The sequence below is a fragment of the Brachybacterium sacelli genome, assembly GCF_017876545.1.
GTDB lineage: Bacteria > Actinomycetota > Actinomycetes > Actinomycetales > Dermabacteraceae > Brachybacterium > Brachybacterium sacelli.
In genome coordinates this window covers 1,027,464-1,050,923 of record NZ_JAGIOD010000001.1, presented here as the reverse complement: position 1 = coordinate 1,050,923, position 23,460 = coordinate 1,027,464, and the positions used below count along the sequence as shown (strand labels likewise).

Below are 23,460 nucleotides of genomic sequence, written 5' to 3'. Positions count from 1 at the left end.
GCATGGCCACGACCACCACGGAACTGTCCTCCCCACCGCGGGACGGAGCGTCGCCGGCGCCCGCCCGGGCCGCGAAGGAGCGGACCCAGCTGCCCCACGTGCTCTTCGCCCTGCCGGCGCTGGTGATGTTCGGCGTCTTCGCGCTGCTGCCGCTGCTCGGCGTCATCGCCCTGTCCTTCACCACCTGGAACGGGATCGGCGCGATCGAGTTCACGGGCCTGACGAGCTGGAAGGAGGTGCTCTCCCGGAGCTCGACGTGGAACGGCCTGGCGCTGGTGGTGCTGATGGTCGTCGCCACCTGGCTGACGCAGACCCCCCTCAGCATCCTGCTGGGCGCGTTCCTCGCGGGGCCGCAGCGCTACCGCAACGTCCTGGCCGTGCTGTACTTCCTGCCGCTGCTGCTGTCCTCGGCGGCGATCGCCATCACCTACAAATCCCTGCTGGACCCCAATTTCGGCCTCGCCAGCGGACTGAACATGGACGTCTTCGCGCTGAACTGGCTGGGTGACACGACGCTGGTGTGGTACGTCGTGCTGTTCGTGATCGCCTGGCAGTTCATCCCGTTCCACACGCTCATCTACCAGGGGGCCGTGCGCCAGATCCCGCAGAGCATGTACGAGGCGGCCCAGATCGACGGGGCGGGCCGGGTGCGACAGTTCTTCTCGATCACGCTGCCGCAGCTGAAGTACACGATGATCACCAGCTCGACGCTGATGGTCGTGGGCGCGCTGACGTACTTCGACCTCATCTTCGTCCTCACCCAGGGCGGACCGGGGGTCGCCACCCGGATCCTGCCCCTGGACATGTACCTCACCGGGTTCCGCGGCAACGAGATGGGCGTCGCGAGCGGCCTGGCCATGATGCTCGTCGTCCTCGGCCTCGGCCTCGCCCTGGGTGTGCAGCGCCTGGGCGGCAAGGACGCGTCCGCCAGCCAGATGGAAGGGGCCTGACATGAACCGCAACTGGCTCGGAGGGACCCTCGGTTGGCTCTGGCTGATCGTCGTGCTCCTGCCCATCTACTTCGTGCTGATCACCAGCTTCAAGTCGATGGCCGCCTACTTCGGATCCAATCCGGTCGTCCCGGCGCTCCCGCCCGTCATCGAGAACTTCATCGCGGTCCTCGAAGCGGACTTCGGGATGTACCTGCTCAACAGCGTCGTGGTCGCCGTCGGCACCGTCGTCCCGCTGGTGATCATGGCCTTCATGGCCTCGTACTCGATCGTGCGGGGCAGCCGCCGTGTGTTCAACCCCGTGCGGAACCTGTTCCTGCTGGGGCTGGCGATCCCGGTGCAGGCGACGATCGTGCCCATCTACCTGCTCATCATCCGGATGCACATGTACGACAGCCTGGCGGCGCTGATGCTCCCGGCGATCGCCTTCGGGCTCCCGCTGAGCATCCTGATCATCGCCAACTCGCTGCGCGACGTGCCCAAGGAGCTGTTCGAGGCGATGGACATCGACGGCTGCACCGAGTGGCAGAAGATGTGGCGACTGGCCCTGCCGATGACCCGTCCGGCGCTGGTCACCGTCGCCGTCTACCAGGCCCTGCTGTCCTGGAACGGCTTCCTGTTCCCGCTGATCCTGACGCAGAGCCCGGACAAGAGGACCCTTCCTTTGGCATTGTGGTCCTTCCAGGGCGAGTACGCCACGAACATTCCCGTGGTCATGGCCGCCGTGACCCTGTCGTCCATCCCCATCGTCGTGCTGTACGCCGTCGGCCGCCGGTACCTGGTCAGCGGCATGACCGCCGGGGCCGGCAAGTGAACGACGACCTCCACCACCCACACCGCCCGCACCACCCGCTCTTCGAGGAGTCGTGAGACCTGCAGTGACCACCCCATCCGCCCCCTCCTCCCGGCCGCTGCGCATCGGCATGGTCGGCTACGGCTTCATGGGTGCCGCCCACTCCCATGCCTGGCGCACCGCCCACCGCTTCTTCGACCTGCCGCTCACTCCGGTGCTGCACACCCTCGCCGGCCGCACCGAGAGCAGCCTCGTCGCGGCCGCCGAGCGCTACGGCTTCGCGCAGACCACCACCCGGTGGCAGGACCTCGTCGAGGACCCGGAGGTCGACGTGATCGACATCTGCACCCCGGGCGACACCCACTTCGAGATCGCCATGGCCGCGCTCGCCGCCGGCAAGCACGTGCTGTGCGAGAAGCCGCTGGCGAACTCCGTGGAGGACTCCGAGCAGATGACCGCGGCCGCTGCGGCCGCCCGCGAGAAGGGCGTGCGCAGCATCTGCGGCTTCTCCTATCGCCGCACGCCCGCCCTCGCCTACGCGCGCCGGCTGGTCGCCGAGGGCTTCGTCGGCGAGCTCCGTCAGGTGCGCGCGCAGTACCTCCAGGACTGGCTCTCCGACGCCGACGCCCCCATGACCTGGCGGCTGGACCGGGAGAAGGCCGGCTCCGGGGCACTCGGGGACATCGGCGCCCACATCGTCGACCTCACCCAGTGGATCACCGGGCAGGACATCGCGGCGGTGGCCGGCACTGTGGAGACCGTCGTCCCCACTCGTCCCGCCGCCGGCACCGCGCAGGGCCTCGGCGGCACCGGCGACGCCTCCGGTGAGCGGGGGACGGTCACGGTCGACGACATCGCCCTGTTCACCGCGCGCTTCGGCGGCGGCGTACTGGGTTCCTTCGAGGCCACCCGCATGGCGCAGGGCCGCAAGAACGCGATGCGCGTGGAGCTCAACGGCGAAAGCGGCTCGATCGCCTTCGACTTCGAGCGGATGAACGAGCTGGAGATCTACGACGCGACCGCGCCCACGGGCCGGCAGGGATTCACCCGGGTGCTGACCACCGAGCCCGAGCATCCCTACGCCGAGGCGTGGTGGCCCACCGGGCACGGACTGGGCTACGAGCACACCTTCACCCACGAGATCGCCGACCTCGTGCGCGCGATCGGCGAGGGCGACGACCCGTCGCCGTCCTTCGAGGAGGCGCTGCACGTCCAGCGCGTCCTGGCCGCCGTCGAGGTCAGTTCGGCCGACGGCTCCGCCTGGCGCGACGTCGACCCGTCGGCCGCGAGCTACCCCACCTCCACCACCCCGCAGTCCCCCACCTCGCAGGAGAGCACCTGATGACCGACGCCCAGACGACCGCCTCGACCCGGATCTTCGTCGACGAGGACCCCACGCCCCGCACCGCCCTCGTCGTCCGCGGAGGATGGGACGGCCACCAGCCCATCGAGGCGACCGACCTGTTCATCCCCTTCCTCGAGGACAACGGCTTCACGGTCCGCATCGAGGACTCCCCCGCGATCTACGCCGACCCCGAGTACATGGCCACGGTCGACCTCATCCTCCAGTGCGTGACGATGTCCTCCATCGAGCGGCCCCAGTTCGAAGGGCTGCGGGCGGCGGTGGAGGCAGGCACCGGGTTGGCCGGCTGGCACGGCGGCATCGCCGACTCCTACCGCCACGAATCCGACTACCTCACCCTCATCGGCGGCCAGTTCGGCTGCCACCCGGGCAAGCACCCTGACGAGCGCCGGGGCGAGCAGGCCGACAACTACGTGCCGTACACCGTGAACATGGCGCCGGGGGCGGCACACCATCCGATCACCCGCGGGATCAGCGACTTCGACCTGGTCACCGAGCAGTACTGGGTGCTCTCGGACGATTACGTCGACGTGCTCGCCACCACCACCCAGAAGGTGCGCGAATGGGATCCGTGGCACCGCGAGATCACCTCGCCGGCGATCTGGACCCGCCAGTGGGGCGAGGGCCGGATCTTCGTCTCCACCCCCGGCCACCGCGTCGAGGTGCTCGAGGACGAGAACGTGCGCACCCTGATCCAGCGGGGCCTGCTCTGGGCCGCGCGCGGAACCGACCAGCCCTACGGCGACCACGGCACGACGGGAGCTGAGACCCGATGAGCACGATGAGGATCGGCATGATCGGCTGCGGGGTCATCTCGCAGCAGTACCTGGCGAGCTTCGAGCAGCTGCCGGACGTGCAGCTGGTCGCCGTCGCCGACCTCGACCCAGCCCGGGCCGAGGCCGCCGCCGCGGGTCGCGAGGGGGTGCGGGTGCTGAGCGTCGACGAGCTGATCGCCGACGACGAGGTGGACACCGTCCTGAACCTGACGATCCCCGCCGCCCACGCCGGGATCGATCTGCGCGCGATCGCCGCGGGCAAGAACGTGTACTCGGAGAAGCCGTTCGCGGTGACCACCGCCGAGGGCCAGGAGGTGCTCGCCGCCGCCCAGGAGGCCGGCGTGGTCGTCGGCAGCGCTCCGGACACCGTGCTGGGCACCGGCACCCAGACCGCTCGGGCCGCGCTCGAGGACGGCACGATCGGGGCCCCGATCGCCGCGGTGGCCACGATGGTGACCCCGGGCCACGAGCGCTGGCACCCGCAGCCCGACTTCTACTACGTCCCTGGTGGCGGACCCCTGCTGGACATGGGCCCGTACTACATCCATGCCCTGGTCACGCTGCTGGGCCCGGTCTCCGAGGTGATGGGGGCCTCCAGCCGTCTGCGCACCGAGCGGACCATCGGCTCCGGTCCCCGCCAGGGCGAGACCATCCCGGTCACCACCGACACCCACGTCACCGGCGTGCTCGTGCACGAATCCGGGGTGCTGTCCACACTGGTCATGAGCTTCGATGCGGTCGCCACGACGATCCACCCGATCGAGATCCACGGCACCGCGGGCACCCTGGCGGTGCCCGACCCGAACCGTTTCGACGGGGACGTGGAGGTCCGCCGACTGGGCGGTGACGGCTGGGAGACCCTGCCCGTGGCCGCCGGTTACGCAGAGGCCGGTCGCGGCATCGGCCTGCAGGACATGGCGGTGCGCGGGAGTGGGCTGCGGGCCAGCGGCGAGCTGGGCCAGCACGTGCTCGAGGTGATGAACGCGGTGCTCGAGTCCTCGACCGGCGGTGCGCGCGTGGAGGTCACGAGCAGCGTGGCGCGGCCGGCGATGGTGGCGCTGGAGGGCGCCGGCGTCACGGCGTGAGGCGCAGGAGGGTGGGGCGTTGTCGTGCTCGGCGGAGCGGTCATCTCCCCGAGATGATCCATGTACGTGACGATGCCCTTCTCCATCGGGGGCGAGGTCATGGCCCATGATGCTCAACCGTGTGCTGCGCGGCGGGGACCGGTGACGTCCGCGTGCCCTGGCGGCGTCACAGGTTCCAGATGACCGGGACGAGCAGGATCTTCACCACGATGGAGAAGGCGAAGAGCGTCGCGTAGGCGGTCTCGATGCGCTCGTCGGCCCGCTTGGAGTTGGCGGCGTCGAGCACCGCGGGCTGGCCGAGGAAGCCGGCCACCGCCCCGGCGGCCCGCGGGGCGGACAGGTCCAGCACCCAGCGTCCCGCCAGCAGCATGGCGGCGCAGCTGAGCACGGCGACGACCACGGAGAGGACCGCCGCGCGCCAGGCCGTCGGCGAGGCGAGCACCGCGGCGACGTCGGGCCCTGCCGTGAGGCCCAGCCCGGCGAGGAAGAGCAGCAGGCCCAACTGGCGCAGCGTGATGTTCGCGCTGCCCGGCAGGGCCCACACCACGGGCCCCGTGCGACGCAGGGCGCCCAGCACCATCCCCACCAGCAGCGGGCCCGCCGCCGGCCCCAGGGAGAAGCTCCCACCGCCCGGCATCGGGACCGTGACCAAGCCGAGGGCAAATCCGAGCACGAGCCCGAGGCCGAGCGACAGCACGTCGAGCTCACTGGCCTTGCGGTCGGAGTCCCCGAGCAGGGCATGCACGGCGTCCAGCCGGGAACGGTCCACGACCACGGCGAGCCGGTCGCCCGGCTCCAGCACGAGATCGTCCCGGGCGAGCAGCTCCAGGTCACCACGCCGCACCCGGGTGACGACCGCGCCGAAGCGCACCGGGAGGTTCAGCTCGGCGATCGACCGTGAGGCCAGGTCAGGGTTGGAGACCGTGAGCCGCGTGAACTCCACCAGTGACCGGTCGTGGGCGATGTGGCGGTCGCTGCGCCGGCCGAGCACCTCCGTCACCGCCTCCACCGCCTCCGGCATCCCGACGGCGACCACCTCGTCACCGGCCAGGAGGTCCTCGCCGGGCACGAAGACCCGCACCCGCTCCTCTCGGCGCAGGTAGGAGAAGCGCACCTGCTGGTCCCGCCACTGCGGGACGTCCCGCAGGTTCACGGAATGCAGCACCTTCACCGTCGTGGAGGCCAGACTCGTGCCGGCCAAAGCCGGGGTGTCCTTGCGTCCCGGCCAGCTGCGGGTGACGACGCTCGAGACCAGCACGATCCCGACGATCACGCCGAGCGGATAGCCGAAGGCGTAGCCCACCGAGGGCGCGGAGTTCCCGGCGAGCCGGTCCGCGGCGTCCAGGGCCGGGGCGGCGGTGAGTGCGCCGGTGAACAGGCCCAGGGAGAGGTCCTTCGTGATGCCCAGCACGTGTCCCAGGACGATCGTCGCCCCCGCCGCGAGGACCGTGCTGAGGGTGGCTGCGAGCAGCAGGGGCAGCTGACGGTTCAGCGTGCCGAAGAAGGCGGCGCCGGCGGAGATCCCGACCGTGTAGACGAACAGTGCGAGCCCGAGGGACTGCACGATGTGCATGCCGTCGCCCAGGTGCGGGGCGGCCGCCGAGAGGGCGAGCCCGGTGAACAGGGCCCCGGCGGCTCCGAACCTGACGCGGCCGAAGGGGATGGCTCCCAGCACGGCCCCGGTGGCGACGACCAGGAACAGCGCCAGCAGCGGATTCCCCTCGAGGACGTCGATCACGATGATCCTTTCCAGGGCCCGCGGAGGTGCACCTGGGCGGTGCGCGCCGGACGCGGGCACCGCGGTGTGAAGTGGGTTTCCACGATAGTCGGGGCCGACGGGCACCGTGCGTGGAGTTGTCCGAGGTCACCCCGGAACCACCGACGCTTCACTCGACCTCGGCTCGTCAGCCCTGCCGCCTCACCCGAGGGACAGCGGCAGCATCTGCCCGCGCACGCCGAGGGCGTCCAGCTCGGTGCGCTGGGCAGGAGTGGGTCGGAGGCGTCCGGTGGCGATCCGCAACCCGTCGGCGTCGGCCCATGCCTCCGGCAGCCGCACCCGGAGTATCCGCTCGAGCATCTCGCGGGACCGGGCCAGGCTCTCTGCCGGCGGGGGCCCGGCCCCGGGAACCGCTGCGATGAGATCCAGGTGGTGCAGGGTCCATTCGAGGACGTAGGCGCCGAGGTAGTCGCGCACCGTGAGGGTCATGTCCTGGGTGCTCACGGGCAGGTCGGGGTGGGCGAGACGGGCCGCGCGCTCGGCCGCTGGGCCGAGGTCCTCGAGGTGGGCGCGCAGCAGGGCCGGGTCCTCGTAGGCGGCCGCCAGGCGCACGGTGAGCGCGTCGAAGGGATCCTTGCCGTCCGGCGGGGTCGCCGAGGGCGTCCAGTAGCTGAGGGCGTCGTGGGTGGGGGCGGCGTCCGCCGGGGTCGCGAGGGTGATCAGCACGTCCTGGGCGTCGATCACGAGGTGGCACACCAGGTCCCGCACCGACCAGCCGCTGCAGCCGGAGGGCCGGGCGAAGGTCTCGTCGGGCAGTTCGGCGACCGTGGTGAGCAGCGCCGAGAGGGAGCGGGAGAAGAGGTCCACGTCCGCACGCTAGCAAGGAGGCCCACCGGCGGCGAGGTCGAGCCGTCGTCCGGCCCCGTCGCCCAACCAGGTGCCGACCGCCCACGCCGCGGCGCCCATGGCAACATCCGGCACCTCCCTGCCCCGACACGGGTGGTGCAGGACACTTTCGGGGGGCGTCCCTCGGCCGCGGGCGCGCCCTTCCGCGCCGACGCGGCCGGCTGCGTCGGCGACGACGCAGCGCCCCCTCGACGCGCTCGCCGGCGGCCGACGCGACCACCCGCCGCCCGCGCCCGTTTCCCCTGACCAGCCCCCGTCACGCAGAATCCTGATCACCGATCACCGTCGAAAGGACCCCCATGGCCGTCTCCGAAGGAGCCAACTACGCCCCCGCCCCGATGCCGAAGCCGGTCGTCGAGCCCGGCGAGTTCGTCTTCGCCGTCGCGCGCCTCGACCACGGCCACATCGGCGGCATGACGCAGGGGCTGATCGACGCCGGAGGCGCCCCGAAGTGGGTCTACGACACCCAGCCCGAGCGCGCCGCCGCCTTCGCCGAGAAGTTCCCCGGGGTGAAGATCGCCCGCAGCGAGGAAGAGATCCTCGGCGACGACGACGTGCTGCTGGTCGCCGCCGCGGCCGTGCCCGCCGACCGCGCAGCGCTGGGCATCCGGGTGATGGAGGCCGGCAAGGACTACTTCACCGACAAGACCCCCCTGACCACCCTCGACCAGCTGGCCGAGGCCCGCGCGGCCGTCGAGCGCACCGGGAAGAAGTACGCGGTGTACTACTCCGAGCGTCTGCACGTGGAGGCCGCCGTCCTCGCCGGGCAGTACATCGACCGCGGCGCGATCGGCGATGTCATCCAGGTCATGGGCATGGGTCCGCATCGTCTGGGCGATCCCGCCTCCCGCCCGGACTGGTTCTACGAGCGCGCCCGCTACGGCGGCATCCTCACCGACATCGGCAGCCACAACTTCGAGCAGATGCTCACCTTCACCGGGTCCGACGACGCCGAGATCCTCTCCAGCGCCATCGGCAACTTCGCCCACGGCGACCACCCCGAGCTCGACGACTTCGGTGACGCCCACATCCGCCTCTCCAGCGGTGCCTCCGGCTACGTGCGGGTCGACTGGTTCACCCCGGACGGCCTGCGCACCTGGGGCGACGGCCGCACCTTCATCCTCGGCACCGAGGGCTACATGGAGCTGCGCAAGTACGTCGACGTCACCACCGACAACGGCGGCGGACAGGTGATCCTGGTCGATAGCGCCGGCGAGCACCGCATCGACGCCACCGGCCAGGTGGGCTACCCGTACTTCGGCGAGCTGATCCTCGACGTCCTGCACCGCACCGAGAACGCCATGACCCAGGACCACGCCTTCAAGGCGGTGGAGCTGGCGCTGACGGCCCAGCAGCAGGCCACCGTGCTGCAGGCACCGCGCGGCTGAGACCCGCACGAGCAAGGGCCGGGCCCCGGGCGCTGACCCCGGGACCCGGCCCTCCTCGATGCGCCGGCGCGGGTGCGCCGGGACCGCCGCCGACGTGGCGGCCGACGACGGACGGACGCGGCCCGTCGCGGTCAGCAGCGGCCGGTCGCGGTCAGAACAGGCTGACCACCCCGTAGACGGCCAGCACGATCGCGAAGGCGACCACGGACTCGATCGCCTGCTGGACGGTCCACACCCGCAGGGTGGTCTTCACGTCCATGTCCAGCAGCCGGCCCACCAGCCAGAAGCCCGAGTCGTTGACGTGACCGGCGAACACCGAGCCCGCCGCCAGCGCCAGCACCATGCAGGCCGTCTCCATCGCGCTGAAGTCGCCGCCGATGATGCCGGGGGCGATGAGGGCGGCGGAGGTGGTCAGGGCGACGGTGGCCGAGCCCTGGGCCAGGCGCAGCGCCACGGCGATGAGGTATCCGGCCAGGATCAGCGGGATGCCGATGTCCGCCAGCGTGTCGGCGAGGGCGTCGCCGATGCCGGTGGCCTGCAGCACGCCGCCGAACATGCCGCCGGCGCCCGTGATCAGGATGACCGCGCAGACCGGGCCGAGAGCGTTGTCCATCGTCTTCTCGATGGTGGTCCCGCTCTTGCCGCGGCGGAAGCCGAGCACGATGACGGTGAACAGCACCGTGATCAGCAGGGCGATGGGGGTCTCGCCGACCATCCGCATCACCTGCACGATCGTCGCGTCGGGGTCGACGACGCCGATGCTGCCGAGCGCGTCGAATCCGGTGTTGAGCAGGATCAGGATCAGCGGCAGGATCAGGATCAGCAGGACGGTCGCGGGGGACGGGGGATTCTCGACCTCCTCCTCGTCGCCGGTGAGCCCGGCGAAGGCCGCGTCCGGCACGTTGATGCGGTGGCGGCGGGAGACGAACTTTCCCCACAGGTGCCCGGAGACGAACCAGGTCGGGAAGGCCAGCAGCAGGCCGAGGATCATCACGAAACCGAGGTTCGCCTCGAGGAACGTGGTGGCGGCGACCGGCCCGGGATGGGGCGGCAGGTACACGTGCATGACGGACAGGGCCGCGGCCACCGGGATGCCGAAGGCCAGCAGGTTCCCGGTGAGACGCCGGGCCACGGCGTAGACGATGGGGACCATCAGCACGAAGGCGGCGTCCATGAAGATCGGGAAGCCGATGAACAGGGCGGACAGACCCAGTGCGAACGGCGCGCGCTTCTCACCGAACAGGCGGATCATCCATTCGGCGAGCGCCCGCGCACCGCCGGAGGTCTCGACCATCGCGCCGAGCATCGCCCCGATCGCGACCAGCAGGGCGACGCTGGAGAGCGTGTCCCCGAAGCCCCAGATCATGGTCGGGACCACCTGCCCGGCAGGGATGCCGGAGACCACTGCGGTGAGCAGGCTGACGATGATCAGGGCGAGGAACGCGTGGATCTTCAGCTTGATCACCATGACCAGCAGAGCGGCCACGGCGACGACAGCCACAGTGATCAATCCGCCGGCACCGAGCCAGCTCTCCCATCCGGTCTCTTGTATCCAGTCCATGTCGGCTCGCTTTCGTCGAGGTCGGGCGGGGTCGTGCGACGCCGGCCGCTCCGTCGTGGAGGCGCGGCGCACGGTACGACGGGACCCGTGGTGCAGAGGACGCCGAGCGGAGCCCTCCGCGCGGCGAGTGGACGGCGGGTCACGGGCACCGTCTCGGGGCGTTCCGCGGCGCCCTTCGGACGCGACCGTCAGCGTCGCACCGTACCGGGTGGAACTGGTGATGACCCATTCGGGGTCCTGGCGCTCCCCGGCCCCGCTCGGAGAGCGGCGGGATCCCGCTCGAGCCCGCGGGGCCGCCTACCGTGGACCGCGGCGGGCTCACCGTGGCCGCTTGATACGCTGTTGCGACCCACAAAACTATAGTTTTGAATCGCGAAACGCTCTCGGATGCCGTGTTCTGCACCGCCCGCCCGAGCACCACTGCGCGAACCGTCATCGACCAGGAGAACCACATGCCGTCCTCGGCCTCCGCCCCCGCCCTCGGGCGGGCGAGCGTGACCGGTCTGCCGCTGCTCGGCGCCTCCGCCCCACGGGATCCCGCGCGGGCCGGCATCATCCACCTGGGACTCGGTGCCTTCCACCGCGCCCATGCCGCCGTGCACACCGCCCGCGCGCTCGCGGCGGAGGAGGGCGACTGGGGCATCATCGGCTTCGCCCACCGCTCCCGCGCCGTGGTCGACCCGATGCGCCGTCAGGACGGGCTGTACAGTGTCCTCCAGCTCGCCGACACCGGCATCCGGGCCGACGTGGTCGACGTCCACCGCGGGCTCGGCGTCATGACCGAGGACCCCTCCGCAGTGATCCGGGAGATCGCCGACACCCACCGTCGCCTCCTCACGCTCACCGTCTCCGAGGGCGGCTACCACGTCTCCCCGCGCACCGGGCACCTGGACCTCGAGGCCCCGTTGCTGCGGGAGGATCTCGCCGCCCCGTCCGCGCCTCGTACCGTGATCGGCCTGCTCGCCCGCGGCCTCACCGAGCGCGCCCGCGGCGGTGAGCCCTTCACCGTGCTGCCCTGCGACAACGTCTCCGCCGCCGGGCAGACCGCCCGACGGATGGTCACCGAGTTCCTCGAGCACTCCGGGGCCGACGACGACGTCCTGAACTACGTGCGCACACAGGTCGCCTTCCCCGATGCGATGGTCGACCGGATCGTCCCGGCCACCTCCGCCGGCACCGGCGACCAGGTCGCCGAGCTGCTGGGGGTGCGCGACGAGGCCCCGGTGCGCGCCGAGAAGTTCTCCATGTGGGTCATCGAGGACGACTTCCCGGCCGGCCGGCCGGCCTGGGAGCTCGGCGGGGCGATCATGTCCCCCGAGGCCGCGGACGTCGGCAGGTACGAGCAGGTCAAGCTGCGGATCCTCAACGGTCCGCACTCCCTGATCGCCTACCTCGGTGCTCTCGACGGCCGCCGCACGATCCCCGAGTCCTTCGATCAGGACTGGATCGCCGAGTCGACCCTCGCGCTGATCCGGGGCGAGAACCTGCCCACGATCGACCTGCCCACCGGCTTCGACGTCGGCGGCTACCTCGAGGACCTCACGCACCGCTGGCACAACCATGACCTCGGCCACCGCACCCGCCAGGTGGGATCCGACGGCTCGATGCGTCTGCCGCAGCGGATCCCCGCGCCCGCCCTGTTCCACCTGGAGCAGGGGCGCACGCCCGCTCTGCTCGCGCTGACCGTCGCCGCCTGGTTCGCCTGCGTCGTCCCACCGCGAGGCTTCGAGCCCGGCGCGCAGGCCCGCGCCATGACCGACCCCGCCCAGGAGCGTCTGGTCGAGATCACCGCGGGGGCGACGGCCCCGGCGGAGCACGCCCGGGCGCTGCTCGAGAGCGGCTGCCTGACCACCGCGCTGGCCGAGCACGAGGGCTTCGTCGGCCTCGTCGGCGAGCTGCTGACCCTCCTCGTCACCTCGGGACCGCGCGCCGCGGCCGCCGAAGCCCGAGCCGCCTCGCTGAAGGAGAACCACTGATGAAGGCCCTGACCATCCACGCCGCCGGCGACATCCGCTGGGAGAACGCCCCGGACGTCGAACCTGCTGAGAACGAGGTGCGACTGCGCATCGCCTACGTCGGCATCTGCGGCTCCGACCTGCACTACTACTTCCATGGCGCCAACGGCGCCTTCGTCATCCGCGAACCGTTGATCCCGGGCCACGAGCTGTCGGCCGTGGTCGACCTCGACCCCCGCGGCGAGCTCGCGCCCGGCACCCCGGTGACCGTGCACCCGGCCCGCTACGGGAACTCCGTCGCAGGCATCGAGGGCCGGCCGCACCTGTGGCCGGGCGGGGACTACCTGGGCAGCGCGAGCGTGATGCCGCACCGCCAGGGCGCCGCCGCCGAGTACATGGTCATCGACCGCGCGAACCTTCGGCTCCTGCCCGAGGGGATACCGCTGCGCCGGGCGGCGCTGGCCGAGCCGCTCGCCGTCGCGCTGCACGCGGTGAGCATCGCCGGGAACGTGACCGGGAAGAAGTGCCTGGTCCTGGGTTCGGGACCGATCGGGCTGCTGGCCGCCGCCGCCCTGCTGCACCGCGGAGCCGCCTCGGTCGATGCGACCGACATGCGCCCCGAGCCGCTCGAGCGGGCGAAGGCCCTCGGCGCCGAGCGCACCTTCCTGGTCACCGAGGAGACCCCCGCGGACAACGACTACGACGTGGTGCTCGAATGCTCCTCGGCCCCGGTCTCGCTGTCCTCAGGGGTGCGGGCGGTGCGACCGGCCGGGATCATCGTGCAGGTCGCGATCCTGCCGGACGCGGAGATCCCGGTGAACCTCGCCACCCTCGTGGCCAAGGAGGTCCAGCTGCGCGGGACCCAGCGCTTCGACACGGAGATCGACGAGGCCATCGAGGTGCTCGCGGCCGATCCCCGCTTCGATGCGGTGGTCACCCAGTCCGTGCCGGCCGCCGACGCCGAGGAGGCCTTCGCGACCGCTCAGGACGCCTCCCGCTCCGCCAAGGTGCTGCTGGAGCTGTGAGCCGGGACGGCCGCGGCTGCCCCGTCGGCCCCGCGACGAGCCGCCGTCCCGCGGTCGCCGTGCCCTCCCCGGACGACCCGCCGCTCCCGACCGACCATCCGTCACCCCTGAGGAGATCCCGATGACCACCACCGACCGCCCCGTCCTCCCCGAGCGCACCGCTGCCGCGCGGCTCATCGTCGTGATCCGCGGCGAGCGCGCCGACCAGTACGCACCCGTGCTCGAGACCCTCGCCGACGCCGGCATCCGCTCGGTGGAGCTGACCCTGTCCACCCCCGGGACCCTCGACGTGCTGCCCAGCCTGCTGGAGCGCGTCGGAGACCGGCTCGACATCGGCATCGGCACCGTCACCGACCCGGCCGACCTGCGCACCGCCGCCGAGCGGGGCGCCCACTACATCGTCACCCCGATCACCCGGACAGATCTGCTCGAGGCCGCCGCAGAAGTGGGCATCGCGCTGGTGCCCGGAGGCCTCACCCCCTCCGAGCTGCACGCCGGCTGGGCCGCGGGCGCAGCGGCGGTGAAGGTGTTCCCGGCGAGCGTCGTGGGCCCCGGCTACATCAAGGACCTGCGCGGGCCCTTCCCGGGCATCCGGGTGATCCCCTCCGGCGGTGTGGACCTGCAGGCGGCCGCGGCCTGGCTGCAGGCCGGGGCCGACGCGGTCTCCGTGGGCGGCCCGCTGCTGGGCGACGCACTGAAGGGCGGCAGCCTGGAGGACCTGGCCGAGCGTGCCGCGAAGTTCGTCGGCGTCACCACCCGGGAGGCCGGCGCATGAGCAGCGCCGGGGCAACCCCCGGAGCGGGCGACGCCGGGCGTGGCGTCGCCGGGACGGGCAGCGCCGGGGCCGGGCCGCGGGTGGTCGCGATCGGCGAGACCATGGCGATGATGCGCAGCGGCACCATCGGCTCCCTCGCCCACCTGCCCTCGGTGGACATCTCCCTCGGCGGCGCCGAGTCGAACCTCGCGATCGGCCTGCGCCGTCTGGGTGTGCCGGTGGCCTGGGTGAGCCGGGTGGGCGATGACCCGCTGGGGACCCGTGTGATGCGGGAGATCCGCGCCGAGGGGGTCGAGGTGCGCTGCGCTGTGGATCCGACGCGGCCGACGGGTCTGATGGTCAAGTCCCGCCCCACCGGGACCACCACCCGCGTGGACTACTACCGGGCCGGCTCCGCCGCCTCCGCGCTCACCCCGGCGGACCTGCCCGCAGGTCTCCTCGAGCAGGCCGAGATCGTGCATGTCAGCGGCATCACCCCGCTGCTCTCGGCGACGGCGCACGCCACCAATGTCGCGGCCGTCCAGCGCGCTGCCACAGCCGGCATCCCGGTCAGCCTCGACGTGAACTACCGCTCCCGGCTGGGCTCCCGCGAGCGCCTCGCGGAGCTGCTGGGCGAGATCCTCGAGCACGTCGACATCGTCTTCGGTGGACCGGAGGAGCTCTCGATCCTCGCCCCGGGCGTCGACGAGGGCGATCATCGTGCGCTGCTGCGGGCCCTCGCATCCGGCGGACGCCAGGTGGTCGCCAAGCTGGGGGCCGACGGTGGGGCCGCGCTGGCCGAGGGCGAGATCCTCGAGGCGCCCGGGCACCGGGTCGACGTGGTCGACACCGTCGGGGCCGGGGACGCCTTCGTCGCCGGTTACCTCAGCGCCCAGCTCGACGGGCTCGATGTCCCGGCACGCCTGGCCCGCGCGAATGCCTGCGGCGCCCTGGCCTGCACCACCCCCGGGGATTGGGAGGGGGCGCCGCGTCTGAGCGACCTCGACGCCCTGCTCGCCGGGGACGGCGGCGACCCCGTCACGCGCTGAGCTAGCGGCGACACCCGGCACCCCGTGCCAGGCAGGACCCCCTCAGCGCACGCCACCACCCTCGCCACGTCGTGAAAGGTACCAACCAACTGGAACCTTTCACCGCGTGGCGCCATGGGCCGCACCTCCGGGGAGACGGGCCGTGGGGAACCGTCACGCGGCACTGACTGTGGGGGTACCGTCACGCGGGACGAGTGCCTCTGAGGAACTGCGCGACCGCCCGCTCGACCAGGGCGTCCATCTGGGAGCGGCCGATCATGTCGCCGTTGACCAGGGTGGCGATGCCCTGCATCGTGGCGAACAGGACCATCCCCACCTGTTCCGAGCTGCCCTGCTCCAGATGGCCGGACTCCTGGCCCTCGCGGATCATGCCCTCCATCAGGCCGAATCCCGCTTCCGAGGCCGCCCGGACCTCCTCGGCGCCCGGTCGGTGCTTACCGGAGAACATCAGCTCGAGCAGCGCCGCGTCCTGCGTGGCGAAGTGCAGGTAGGCCGCGACGGCGGCGTCGAGCCGGGCCGGGAAGTCGTCCGCGGGAGCGGCGGCGACCGCCTTGCGCAGCTCACGGTCGAGCCGCTCGAATCCGGCGACGGCCAGGGCGTCGAGCAGGGCCTGGCGATCCGGGAAGTGCCGACCGGGTGCGGCGTGGCTGACGCCGATGTCACGTGCCAGCTTCCTCAGCGAGAGCTGGTCCTGCCCGTGCTCGCGCAACGTGCTCTCGGCCGCTTCCAGCAGGGCCTCCCGCAATCGTCCGTGGTGGTACGGGCGTTCCTCGGAGACAGACATGGGCCACATCTTAGTAGATGTTGCCATTGACAACACATGTAGTCGGTGACTACTTTAGCCCTCATGACATCCCCGACAGCCCGCCTGCCCGAGCCCGACCTCTCCGCCCTCGAGGGTCGCACCATCGTCGTCACCGGTGCCAACAGCGGTATCGGCCGCATCGCCGCCCGCAGCCTCGCCGCCGCCGGAGCGCGCGTCATCCTCGCCGTCCGCACGCCGCAGAAGGGGCTCGACGCCGCGGCGACGATGACCGGCGACGTCGAGGTCCGCACGCTCGACCTGGCGGATCTCGCCTCGATCCGCAGCTTCGCCGATGAGCTGTCGGAGCCGATCGACGTGCTCATCAACAACGCGGGCCTGATGATCCCGCCGCTGGGCCGCACCGCCGACGGCTTCGAGCTGCAGTTCGGCACCAACCATCTCGGCCATTTCGCCCTGACCAACCTCCTGCTCCCCCGGATCCGGGACCGGGTCGTCACTCTCGCCTCGCTCGGGCACCGGCTGGGGAGGATCGATCTCGGGGACCTGAACTGGGAGCGTCGTCCGTACCGGGCACTTCCCGCCTATGCGCAGTCCAAGCTCGCCAATCTCCTGTTCACCGCCGAGCTGCATCGTCGCCTCGCCGCGGCAGATTCCCCGGTGCGCGCCCTGGCGGCACACCCCGGCGTCTCCTCGACGAACCTGCTGAGCCGGAACCAGAAGCTGTCGCCGGTGGAGCGGCTCACGATCAGGTGGGCGCAGCCCGAGGAGGACGGCGCCCAGCCCACGCTCCTGGCCGCCTCGGCGGACCTGCCGGGAAACAGTTACATCGGCCCCGGCGAGTTCATGGGATGGCGCGGAGCACCGACGCCGGCGAGCCGTTCACGCCGGGCCCGTGATGCCCAGGTCGCCCGGCGACTGTGGGTCGCCTCCGAAGAGCTCACCGGCGAGAGCTTCCCGCAGGACGCGATGGCCCCGAGCAGCTGACCGGGCGCGGTCAGGCGCTCAGGGGCGCCTCGGCCATCGTGGGGTAGTCGGTGTACCCCACGGCGAGGCCGTCGCCCGTGTCGGGGTAGAACGTGAGCGGATTCGGGGTGTTCGGGCCGACCCCGGCGGCGATGCGCTCGGCGAGATCCGGGGTGGCGATGTAGTCCCGGCCGAAGGCGACGGCGTCCGCGGTGCCGTCGTCGACGTGGCGGCGCCCGTCGGCCGCATCCATCTCCTCGTTGGTGATCACCGGCCCGCCGAACAGCTGCCGAATCTCGCCGATGAGACTGTCGGCGGCCTCGATCTCGCGGATGAAGAGGAAGGCCGCCCGCCGCGCCCCCAGCTCCTCGGCGACGTGACCGAAGATCGAGCGGGGGTCGCTGTCCCCCATGTCGTGCTCCTCGCCGCGCGGGCGCAGGTGGACTCCGACTCGCCCGGGACCCCAGACGTCCATCACGGCGTCGGTGATCTCCAGCAGGAATCGGGCCCGGTTCTGGACCGACCCTCCGTACTCGTCCGCGCGATGGTTCGTGCTGTCCTGGAGGAACTGGTCGATCAGGTATCCGTTGGCGGCGTGGATCTCGACCCCGTCGAAGCCTGCGCGCTTCGCGTTCTCCGCCCCGCGCCGGAAGTCCTCGACGATGCCGGGGATCTCGTCGATCTCCAGTGCCCGGGGCCGGACGTACTGCCGCCTCGGGCGCAGGCGCTTCACGCGTCCCGCGGGGGCGATCGCGCTGGGGGCGACGGGGAGCTCCCCGTCCAGCAGCTCGGGATCGGAGATCCGCCCCACGTGCCACAGCTGCAGGACGATGCTCCCGCCGGCGGCGTGCACCGCCTCGGTGACCTTCCGCCAGCCGGCCACCTGTTCGTCGTTCCAGATCCCCGGGGTGCCGTGGTAGCCGACCCCCTGCGGGCTGACGCTGGTGGCCTCGCTGATGATCAGCCCGGCTCCGGCCCGCTGCGTGTAGTACTCGGCCATCAGATCGGTGGGGACGCGATCGTCGCCGGACCGGGCGCGCGTGAGCGGCGCCATGACGACGCGGTTCGGGATCGTCAGCTCCCCGAGGTCGAGCGGGGTCATCAGAACGGACATGCGGGAGGTCCTCCTTCTCGGCGCTTCTCGGCGCGCGGCCGACGGTCTGGCCGGTGCGCCGCTCCATGAACGAGCGGTCACAGCCTCTCCGCGCAACGGCCGTAGGGACCGACCTATTCCTCCGACCAGGAGATACGAACATCACGTGCGCTCACCCCTTGCACTGGTTTGCATTACTAACTACTGTGGTCCGACGTGACGACGACTCCCGGCACCGACAGCGATCTCCCCCAGCACCTCGCACTGGCGTGCAGCCAGTTCTCGAGGCTGGCCGCCCGTCGCTCGGACGTCGGCGTCGGGGCCGTCTCCTGGCGCGTGGTCGCCACCATCGAGCGGCACGGACCGCTGCGCCTGAGCGAGATCGCTGACCGTGAGCGGGTCTCCCGCCCGACGGCGACCACAGTGATCCAGCGCCTCGAGGAGGAGGGGCTGCTGCAGCGGGCCCCCGATCCCACCGACTCCCGCTCCTCGCTGGTCAGCACCACCGAGCGCGGGAACGACCAGCTCGCCGCCTGGCGCACACAGCTCGCCGTCGGCGTCGGCGGCCTGCTCGAGCAGCTGCCTGCCGCGGACCTCGCGACCCTCGAGGCGGCCACCGAGATCCTCACCCGACTCGTCGACGCGCACGACGGGTGACCCCCGCACGGGACCGGCCCACCCGGACCGCCCGTCACCTCCCCGGCCTCGCCCCGGGTCGAGCCGCTCGTCGGCCCTCCCGTCACGACGCTCCCCTCCGACCGAAGGATCCCTCCGCATGACCGCGCACGTCCCTGAACCGGCGGCATCCGCCGCCCCGCAGAGCGCTTCTCCCACCGCCCCCACCCTGCGTGACGCCTTCCGGCAGCCCAAGGCGGTCTGGGCGATCGCCTTCGCCGCGACCGTGTCCTTCATGGGCATCGGCCTGGTGGACCCGATCCTCCCCGCGATCAGCACCCAGCTGGACGCCTCCCCGTCGCAGGCGATGCTGCTGTTCACCAGCTACCTGTTCATCACCGCGATCGCCATGTTCTTCACCAGCTGGTTCGCCTCCCGCGTCGGCGTCAAGCGCACCCTCCTCATCGGCCTCGCCCTCGTGGTGATCTTCGCGGCGCTCGCCTCCACCGCCGGCTCGGTCAACGAGATCATCGGCCTGCGGGCAGGCTGGGGGCTGGGCAACGCCCTGTTCATCTCCATCGCCCTGGCGGCGATCGTCGGCGCGACCGCGGGTCCGTCGGGCGGCGCGATCATCCTCTACGAGACCGCGCTCGGCATCGGCATGGCCTTCGGGCCGCTGCTGGGCGGGCTGCTCGGCTCCGTCTCCTGGCGCGCGCCCTTCGCCGGCACCGCCGCCCTGATGGCCGTCGGCTTCCTCGCGATCGCCCTGCTCCTGCGCCGCGAGCCGCTGCCCGCACCTGTCTCCCCACTGGCCTCGCTGCGCGCCCTCTCCCACCCCGCGCTGCGCACGCTCGCCCTCACCGCGATCTTCTACAACTTCGCCTTCTTCGTGCTGCTGGCCTACTCGCCCTTCCCGCTCGAGGCGGCGGCCGCCGCCCGCGGCGGCGAGTTCGGTGCGATGGGCATCGGCGGGGTGTTCTTCGGCTGGGGGCTGGGCCTCGCCATCACCTCGGTGTTCGTCGCCCCCGTGCTCACCCGCCGGCTCGGCCTGATCCCGACGCTGCTCACCACGCTGTCGCTGCTCACGCTGGTGATGCTGGCCCTGGCCATCTCGCACGGCTCGATGACCGGGATGATCACGCTGATCATCATCGGCGGCCTGCTGCTGGGCATCATGAACACGGCGCTCACCGAGACCGTCATGGAGGCCACCGATCTCCCGCGCGGCGTGGCGAGCTCGGCCTACTCGGGCGTGCGCTTCCTCGGCGGTGCGATCGCCCCGGCCGTCGCGGGCCCGCTCGCGGAAGCCACGACCGCCGGCGCTCCGTACTTCATGGCCGCCGCCGCCCTGGTGGTCGCGATCGCCATGCTGGTGATCGGCCGTCGCCACCTCAGCGCGGTGGGACACCGGGCCGCGCCGCTGGACGAGGTCGAGGAGGCCGAGGCGATCACGGTCGGCGACGAGATCTGACGCCCCGCCCCGCGCGATGACGGCCACCGCGCCGCACCAGGGGTGCGCACCGGTGGCCCACCCTCACAGCCCCAGCACTGCGGTGGCGATCGTGAAGTAGATGATCAGCCCGGTGGCGTCGCAGAAGGTCGAGATGAAGGGGTTGGAGAACACGGCGGGGTCCGCGCCGACCTTCTTCGCGACGATCGGCATCAGTCCGCCGACGATCGCGGCCATGGTGCACACGGACAGCAGAGTCGTCCCCATGACCAGTCCGATCGGCCACCCGTAGATGAGGCCCGCGATGAGCAGGCCGAGCACCCCGAGCGCGCTGCCGAGCGTCGCCCCCACCCGCAGCTCGCGCCACACCACCCGCGGCAGGTCGCGCACCCGCACCTCCCCCACGGCGAGCGCCCGGGTGACCGTGGTGGCCGCCTGGTTGCCCGTGTTGCCGCCGGTACCGGTCAGCAGCGGGATGAACAGGGCGAGGATCACCACCTGGTCCAGGCGGTCCTCGAAGATCTCGAGCACCTGGACGGTGAGGATCGCGGAGACGGCCAGGACCAGCAGCCACACGATGCGGCTGCGCACGATGCGCAGGATCGGAGTGGACAGGTAGGCGCGGGGCAACGGCTCGGAGCCGCTGGTGCGGGCGGAGTCCTCCGCGTTCTCCTTCTCCAAGATGCCGAACGCATCGTCGATGGTGACGATGCCGACCAGCCGGTTCTCGCGGTCCAGGATCGGCATGGCCAGGAGCTTCGCGTCCAGGAATCGGCGGGCGGCGTCCTCACGGTCGTCGGTGGCGTAGGCGTGGACGGCCTCGTGGGCCAGATCGCCGACCAGCTCGTCCCCCTCGCTCAGCAGCAGGCGCCGCAGCCCGATCACCCCGAGCAGACGCCGGGTGCCGTCGACGACGGGGAGCATGTAGATGGTCTCCGGCTCCGCGGCGTGGGCACGCACGTGCTCGAGAGCCTCACCGGTGGTCATCGTCGGCCGCAGGGGCAGCACCTCGGGCGACATGTACCGGCCGATGGCGTGGCGCGGGTAACCCAGGACGGCGGTGGTCATGGCGCGCTCGTCCGCGTCGAGGCCGTGCATGAGGCGCTCGGCGACCGAGGCCGGGAGCTCGTCGAACAGGAGTGCACGATCGTCGGGATCGAGGTCGCTGATGATGTCGGCGACCTGCGGGGTGCGCAGACCGGAGATCAGCTCGGCCTGGTGCAGCGGGGGCAGCTCCTCGAAGACGGCCAGGGCCAGCTCCTTGTCCAGCACCCGGAACAGCAGCGCCGCCTCGGTCGCGGGCCGTGTCTCGACCAGATACACGAGCTCGCCGAGAGGCAGCAGGCGCACCTCGAGCGCGAGCTGCTCGAGCAGCTCCTCGTCGTGCTGCGGGGCGCGCAGCAGAGCCAGGACGGAGTCGAGGGAGGCCGAGGACGCGGAGGAGGTGGAGGAGGTGGTCACGAACCCATTGTGGTCCCGCTCAGGGGGCCGCGAACCAGAACCCCTCGAAGGAATCCTTGTACACGCGATAGCCGTGGCCGGCGGAGTCGTAGCGGTAGGAGGCCAGCAGAGTCCCGTCGGCCGCACGTTCGGAGTACTCGCCCGCGCGTCCGGAGTTGGTGACCATCGGCTGGTCGATCCCGCCGTCGCCGAGACGGAACACGTTCGAGACGACCGAGGAGTAGGGCAGCTCGACGGCGGCGTCCTCACGGAAGGTACCGGCGCTCTCGTCGACCACGTAGCGCAGGGCGTGGCTGACCCCGTCGTGCTCGTCGGTGGTGGCATCGTCGGGGCCGACGTCCTGCCACTCCGCCTCCTCGCGGGTGCTGAGCTGCCAGAAGTTGTTGTTGAACATCTCCAGGTAGTACTGCCCCGCCGGCAGGGCGTCGTCGTCGATGCGGTGCACGGTGTGCTGGCCGGCGTTCCCGATCACGGTGCCCTCGGGGGCCAGGAAGTGCTCCTCGTACCCGGTGCCCTCCCACAGCGCCTCGACCCCGATCATCCAGCGCACGGACGGCTCGGAGCCGGGTTCGAGCGCGTCGTCCAGGGCGATGATCGTCGAGGTCTCGCGGGCGGAGACGATCATGACGCCGTCGGTGACGTCGATCGAATTGAGGTGGATCCAGTCCTTGCCCTGGACGGCGGAGCCGCCGGCCTCGCCCTCCTGGACGTGCGCGATCGCCTCGTACTCGGGCAGGACCGTCTGCAGGTCCACCACCTGGGCCACCTCGCCGGTGGAGAGATCCACCCGGAGCACCCGATCCTCGACGCGGCCGGAGGACGCCACGGAGGTCAGCAGGTAGACGAGGTCACCGACGACGGCGAGGTCGTGATGGACGCTGTGATCCCCCAGGTCGATGAGGGCAGTGGCATGGCCGAAGGGGTCCAGGACCCCGAGCTGGCGCGAGCCCGTGGTGGTCACGATGCGACCGTCCTCGGGGACGAAGTGGTGGGCAGCGGTGTCCCCGGAGAGCACTTCGGCGCGCATCGTGCCGCCGTTGTCGACGAGGTAGGTGTTGGTGCTGAGATCGGTCACGCCGCTGAGGGCGAAGAGGCCCGGGGTGAGGGCCTCGGCATCGGCGATCTCGGCGGCCACGGAGGTGCCGTACCCGGAGGCGGTGGTGGGCGCCTTGATCCGCACCTCACCGGAGGTTCCGCCGGAGCCCTCGGGTCGCCAGGTGAGGGTCAGGGTGTTGTGGGCACCGGGAATCATGCCGATGACCAGGCCCTCGAACCCTGACTCGGCCGCATGGTTGGCGGCGGTGTGGGCGAAGTCCTCGGTCGCGGCCGCCCGCGAGACCACGTCGAGCCGCCCGCCGGCCTCGTCCTCGAAGAAGACGTACAGCCCGGTCAGGGTGCTGCCGTAGGGGTCGAGCACCAGCAGGGGGTCCTCGCGGGTCCACGGCTTCTCCGCCTTCTTGGACTCGAGCGCTTCGTGCCGAGCCTCCTGGGTCGAGGCGTCGTACAGGGGCGGCGCGTCCTGGTCCTCCTCCAGGTCGTAGCCGACGGACCAGACCGTCCAGTCCCCGCGAGCGGCGGGATCCTCGCTGAAGACGACCCTCAGGGCGGTGACCTCGTCGGTGTCGGGCTCCTGCGGGCCGGGATCGGTGTCCTCATCGGTGCAGGCGGTCAGCGCCAGCAGGCTCAGAGACGTACTCGCGGCACCGGTCATGATCGTCCGACGGCGCAGCGACCGGCCCCCTCGGGACGCATCGGCGGAGGAGAGGGGGCGGTCGCTCAGCATGGCTCCA

Annotated in this window: 20 protein-coding genes; 13 read left to right on the top strand and 7 right to left on the bottom strand. The window is 71.5% G+C overall.

Features of this window, described 5'->3' with window-relative positions; translation table 11 throughout:
- Positions 1–2 precede the first annotated feature (2 nt).
- The 5 genes from JOF43_RS04695 (at position 3) to JOF43_RS04675 (ending at position 4,967) form a co-directional block, all read left to right on the top strand.
- The gene (locus tag JOF43_RS04695; RefSeq protein ID WP_209899786.1) at positions 3–950 is read left to right on the top strand and encodes a carbohydrate ABC transporter permease; all 948 of its coding nucleotides are present in this window, start codon (positions 3–5) and stop codon (positions 948–950) included.
- 1 nt (position 951) lies between these two features.
- Entirely contained in the window at positions 952–1,764 is an 813-nt protein-coding gene (locus tag JOF43_RS04690; protein WP_209899784.1) for a carbohydrate ABC transporter permease, read from the top strand.
- A gap of 109 nt (positions 1,765–1,873) precedes the next feature.
- Entirely contained in the window at positions 1,874–3,085 is a 1,212-nt protein-coding gene (locus JOF43_RS04685; RefSeq protein ID WP_209903084.1) for a Gfo/Idh/MocA family protein, read from the top strand.
- Positions 3,085–3,882, top strand: a complete 798-nt coding sequence (locus JOF43_RS04680) for a ThuA domain-containing protein (protein WP_209899783.1) — start codon at positions 3,085–3,087, stop codon at positions 3,880–3,882. Before JOF43_RS04685 ends, JOF43_RS04680 begins: the two co-directional genes overlap by 1 nt.
- Before the next feature lie 5 nt (positions 3,883–3,887).
- Positions 3,888–4,967 carry a Gfo/Idh/MocA family protein gene (locus JOF43_RS04675; protein WP_209903082.1) on the top strand — a complete coding sequence of 360 codons (1,080 nt, stop codon included), beginning with the start codon at positions 3,888–3,890 and terminating at the stop codon, positions 4,965–4,967.
- A gap of 166 nt (positions 4,968–5,133) precedes the next feature.
- Here JOF43_RS04675 and JOF43_RS04670 read toward each other — a convergent pair whose 3' ends face one another.
- Together JOF43_RS04670 and JOF43_RS04665 are read right to left on the bottom strand one after the other, a co-directional pair.
- The gene (locus JOF43_RS04670; RefSeq protein ID WP_209899781.1) at positions 5,134–6,705 is read right to left on the bottom strand and encodes an aspartate:alanine exchanger family transporter; all 1,572 of its coding nucleotides are present in this window, start codon (positions 6,703–6,705) and stop codon (positions 5,134–5,136) included.
- A gap of 180 nt (positions 6,706–6,885) precedes the next feature.
- A complete protein-coding gene (locus tag JOF43_RS04665) occupies positions 6,886–7,551 on the bottom strand; it encodes a maleylpyruvate isomerase N-terminal domain-containing protein (protein ID WP_209899779.1) in 666 nt (221 codons plus the stop codon).
- A 338-nt stretch (positions 7,552–7,889) separates the two neighbouring features.
- Here JOF43_RS04665 and JOF43_RS04660 point away from each other — a divergent pair, with 338 nt between their 5' ends.
- On the top strand, positions 7,890–8,978 hold the full coding sequence (locus JOF43_RS04660) for a Gfo/Idh/MocA family protein (protein ID WP_209899777.1): 1,089 nt from the start codon (positions 7,890–7,892) through the stop codon (positions 8,976–8,978).
- Between the two features lie 151 nt (positions 8,979–9,129).
- Here JOF43_RS04660 and JOF43_RS04655 read toward each other — a convergent pair whose 3' ends face one another.
- Complete coding sequence (locus JOF43_RS04655) at positions 9,130–10,539, bottom strand: GntP family permease (RefSeq protein ID WP_209899775.1); 1,410 nt, start codon at positions 10,537–10,539, stop codon at positions 9,130–9,132.
- 452 nt (positions 10,540–10,991) lie between these two features.
- Here JOF43_RS04655 and JOF43_RS04650 point away from each other — a divergent pair, with 452 nt between their 5' ends.
- The 4 genes from JOF43_RS04650 to JOF43_RS04635 all read left to right on the top strand — a co-directional run bounded on the left by JOF43_RS04650 (position 10,992) and on the right by JOF43_RS04635 (position 15,322).
- The gene (locus tag JOF43_RS04650) at positions 10,992–12,515 is read left to right on the top strand and encodes a mannitol dehydrogenase family protein (RefSeq protein ID WP_209899773.1); all 1,524 of its coding nucleotides are present in this window, start codon (positions 10,992–10,994) and stop codon (positions 12,513–12,515) included.
- Complete coding sequence (locus JOF43_RS04645; RefSeq protein ID WP_209899771.1) at positions 12,515–13,519, top strand: L-idonate 5-dehydrogenase; 1,005 nt, start codon at positions 12,515–12,517, stop codon at positions 13,517–13,519. The genes JOF43_RS04650 and JOF43_RS04645 overlap by 1 nt, the downstream gene beginning before the upstream one ends.
- Positions 13,520–13,640: 121 nt before the next feature.
- Positions 13,641–14,294, top strand: a complete 654-nt coding sequence (locus JOF43_RS04640) for a bifunctional 4-hydroxy-2-oxoglutarate aldolase/2-dehydro-3-deoxy-phosphogluconate aldolase (protein ID WP_209899769.1) — start codon at positions 13,641–13,643, stop codon at positions 14,292–14,294.
- Positions 14,291–15,322, top strand: a complete 1,032-nt coding sequence (locus JOF43_RS04635) for a sugar kinase (protein WP_209899767.1) — start codon at positions 14,291–14,293, stop codon at positions 15,320–15,322. The genes JOF43_RS04640 and JOF43_RS04635 overlap by 4 nt, the downstream gene beginning before the upstream one ends.
- Before the next feature lie 181 nt (positions 15,323–15,503).
- Here the strand turns inward: JOF43_RS04635 and JOF43_RS04630 are convergent, their stop codons facing one another.
- Entirely contained in the window at positions 15,504–16,106 is a 603-nt protein-coding gene (locus JOF43_RS04630; RefSeq protein WP_209899765.1) for a TetR/AcrR family transcriptional regulator, read from the bottom strand.
- A gap of 63 nt (positions 16,107–16,169) precedes the next feature.
- Here JOF43_RS04630 and JOF43_RS04625 point away from each other — a divergent pair, with 63 nt between their 5' ends.
- Entirely contained in the window at positions 16,170–17,072 is a 903-nt protein-coding gene (locus JOF43_RS04625) for an oxidoreductase (protein ID WP_209899762.1), read from the top strand.
- 10 nt (positions 17,073–17,082) lie between these two features.
- On the opposite strand, the gene JOF43_RS04620 is transcribed toward JOF43_RS04625, so the two are convergent.
- Positions 17,083–18,165 (bottom strand): alkene reductase, encoded by a 1,083-nt coding sequence (locus JOF43_RS04620; protein ID WP_209899759.1) that lies wholly within the window; start codon positions 18,163–18,165, stop codon positions 17,083–17,085.
- A gap of 195 nt (positions 18,166–18,360) precedes the next feature.
- Between JOF43_RS04620 and JOF43_RS04615 the strand changes: the two genes are divergently transcribed.
- Positions 18,361–18,801, top strand: coding sequence for a MarR family winged helix-turn-helix transcriptional regulator (locus JOF43_RS04615; RefSeq protein WP_342592084.1), 441 nt, complete (start codon positions 18,361–18,363; stop codon positions 18,799–18,801).
- Between the two features lie 118 nt (positions 18,802–18,919).
- The gene (locus JOF43_RS04610; protein ID WP_209899756.1) at positions 18,920–20,230 is read left to right on the top strand and encodes an MFS transporter; all 1,311 of its coding nucleotides are present in this window, start codon (positions 18,920–18,922) and stop codon (positions 20,228–20,230) included.
- A gap of 63 nt (positions 20,231–20,293) precedes the next feature.
- On the opposite strand, the gene mgtE is transcribed toward JOF43_RS04610, so the two are convergent.
- Complete coding sequence (gene mgtE / locus JOF43_RS04605) at positions 20,294–21,670, bottom strand: magnesium transporter (protein ID WP_209899753.1); 1,377 nt, start codon at positions 21,668–21,670, stop codon at positions 20,294–20,296.
- 19 nt (positions 21,671–21,689) lie between these two features.
- Positions 21,690–23,453: an aryl-sulfate sulfotransferase gene (locus tag JOF43_RS04600; protein ID WP_209899751.1), complete on the bottom strand. Its 1,764-nt coding sequence runs from the start codon at positions 23,451–23,453 to the stop codon at positions 21,690–21,692.
- Between the last annotated feature and the right edge of the window lie 7 nt (positions 23,454–23,460).

Bases quoted from the DNA above. Each gene is read 5' to 3' on its own strand.
- JOF43_RS04695 (WP_209899786.1), top strand. From the start codon at position 3: ATGGCCACGACCACCACGGAACTGTCCTCCCCACCGCGGGACGGAGCG.
- JOF43_RS04690 (WP_209899784.1), top strand. From the start codon at position 952: ATGAACCGCAACTGGCTCGGAGGGACCCTCGGTTGGCTCTGGCTGATC.
- JOF43_RS04685 (WP_209903084.1), top strand. From the start codon at position 1,874: ATGGTCGGCTACGGCTTCATGGGTGCCGCCCACTCCCATGCCTGGCGC.
- JOF43_RS04680 (WP_209899783.1), top strand. From the start codon at position 3,085: ATGACCGACGCCCAGACGACCGCCTCGACCCGGATCTTCGTCGACGAG.
- JOF43_RS04675 (WP_209903082.1), top strand. From the start codon at position 3,888: ATGAGGATCGGCATGATCGGCTGCGGGGTCATCTCGCAGCAGTACCTG.
- JOF43_RS04660 (WP_209899777.1), top strand. From the start codon at position 7,890: ATGGCCGTCTCCGAAGGAGCCAACTACGCCCCCGCCCCGATGCCGAAG.
- JOF43_RS04655 (WP_209899775.1), bottom strand. From the start codon at position 10,539: ATGGACTGGATACAAGAGACCGGATGGGAGAGCTGGCTCGGTGCCGGC.
- JOF43_RS04650 (WP_209899773.1), top strand. From the start codon at position 10,992: ATGCCGTCCTCGGCCTCCGCCCCCGCCCTCGGGCGGGCGAGCGTGACC.
- JOF43_RS04645 (WP_209899771.1), top strand. From the start codon at position 12,515: ATGAAGGCCCTGACCATCCACGCCGCCGGCGACATCCGCTGGGAGAAC.
- JOF43_RS04640 (WP_209899769.1), top strand. From the start codon at position 13,641: ATGACCACCACCGACCGCCCCGTCCTCCCCGAGCGCACCGCTGCCGCG.
- JOF43_RS04635 (WP_209899767.1), top strand. From the start codon at position 14,291: ATGAGCAGCGCCGGGGCAACCCCCGGAGCGGGCGACGCCGGGCGTGGC.
- JOF43_RS04630 (WP_209899765.1), bottom strand. From the start codon at position 16,106: ATGTCTGTCTCCGAGGAACGCCCGTACCACCACGGACGATTGCGGGAG.
- JOF43_RS04625 (WP_209899762.1), top strand. From the start codon at position 16,170: ATGACATCCCCGACAGCCCGCCTGCCCGAGCCCGACCTCTCCGCCCTC.
- JOF43_RS04620 (WP_209899759.1), bottom strand. From the start codon at position 18,165: ATGTCCGTTCTGATGACCCCGCTCGACCTCGGGGAGCTGACGATCCCG.
- JOF43_RS04610 (WP_209899756.1), top strand. From the start codon at position 18,920: ATGACCGCGCACGTCCCTGAACCGGCGGCATCCGCCGCCCCGCAGAGC.
- JOF43_RS04600 (WP_209899751.1), bottom strand. From the start codon at position 23,453: ATGCTGAGCGACCGCCCCCTCTCCTCCGCCGATGCGTCCCGAGGGGGC.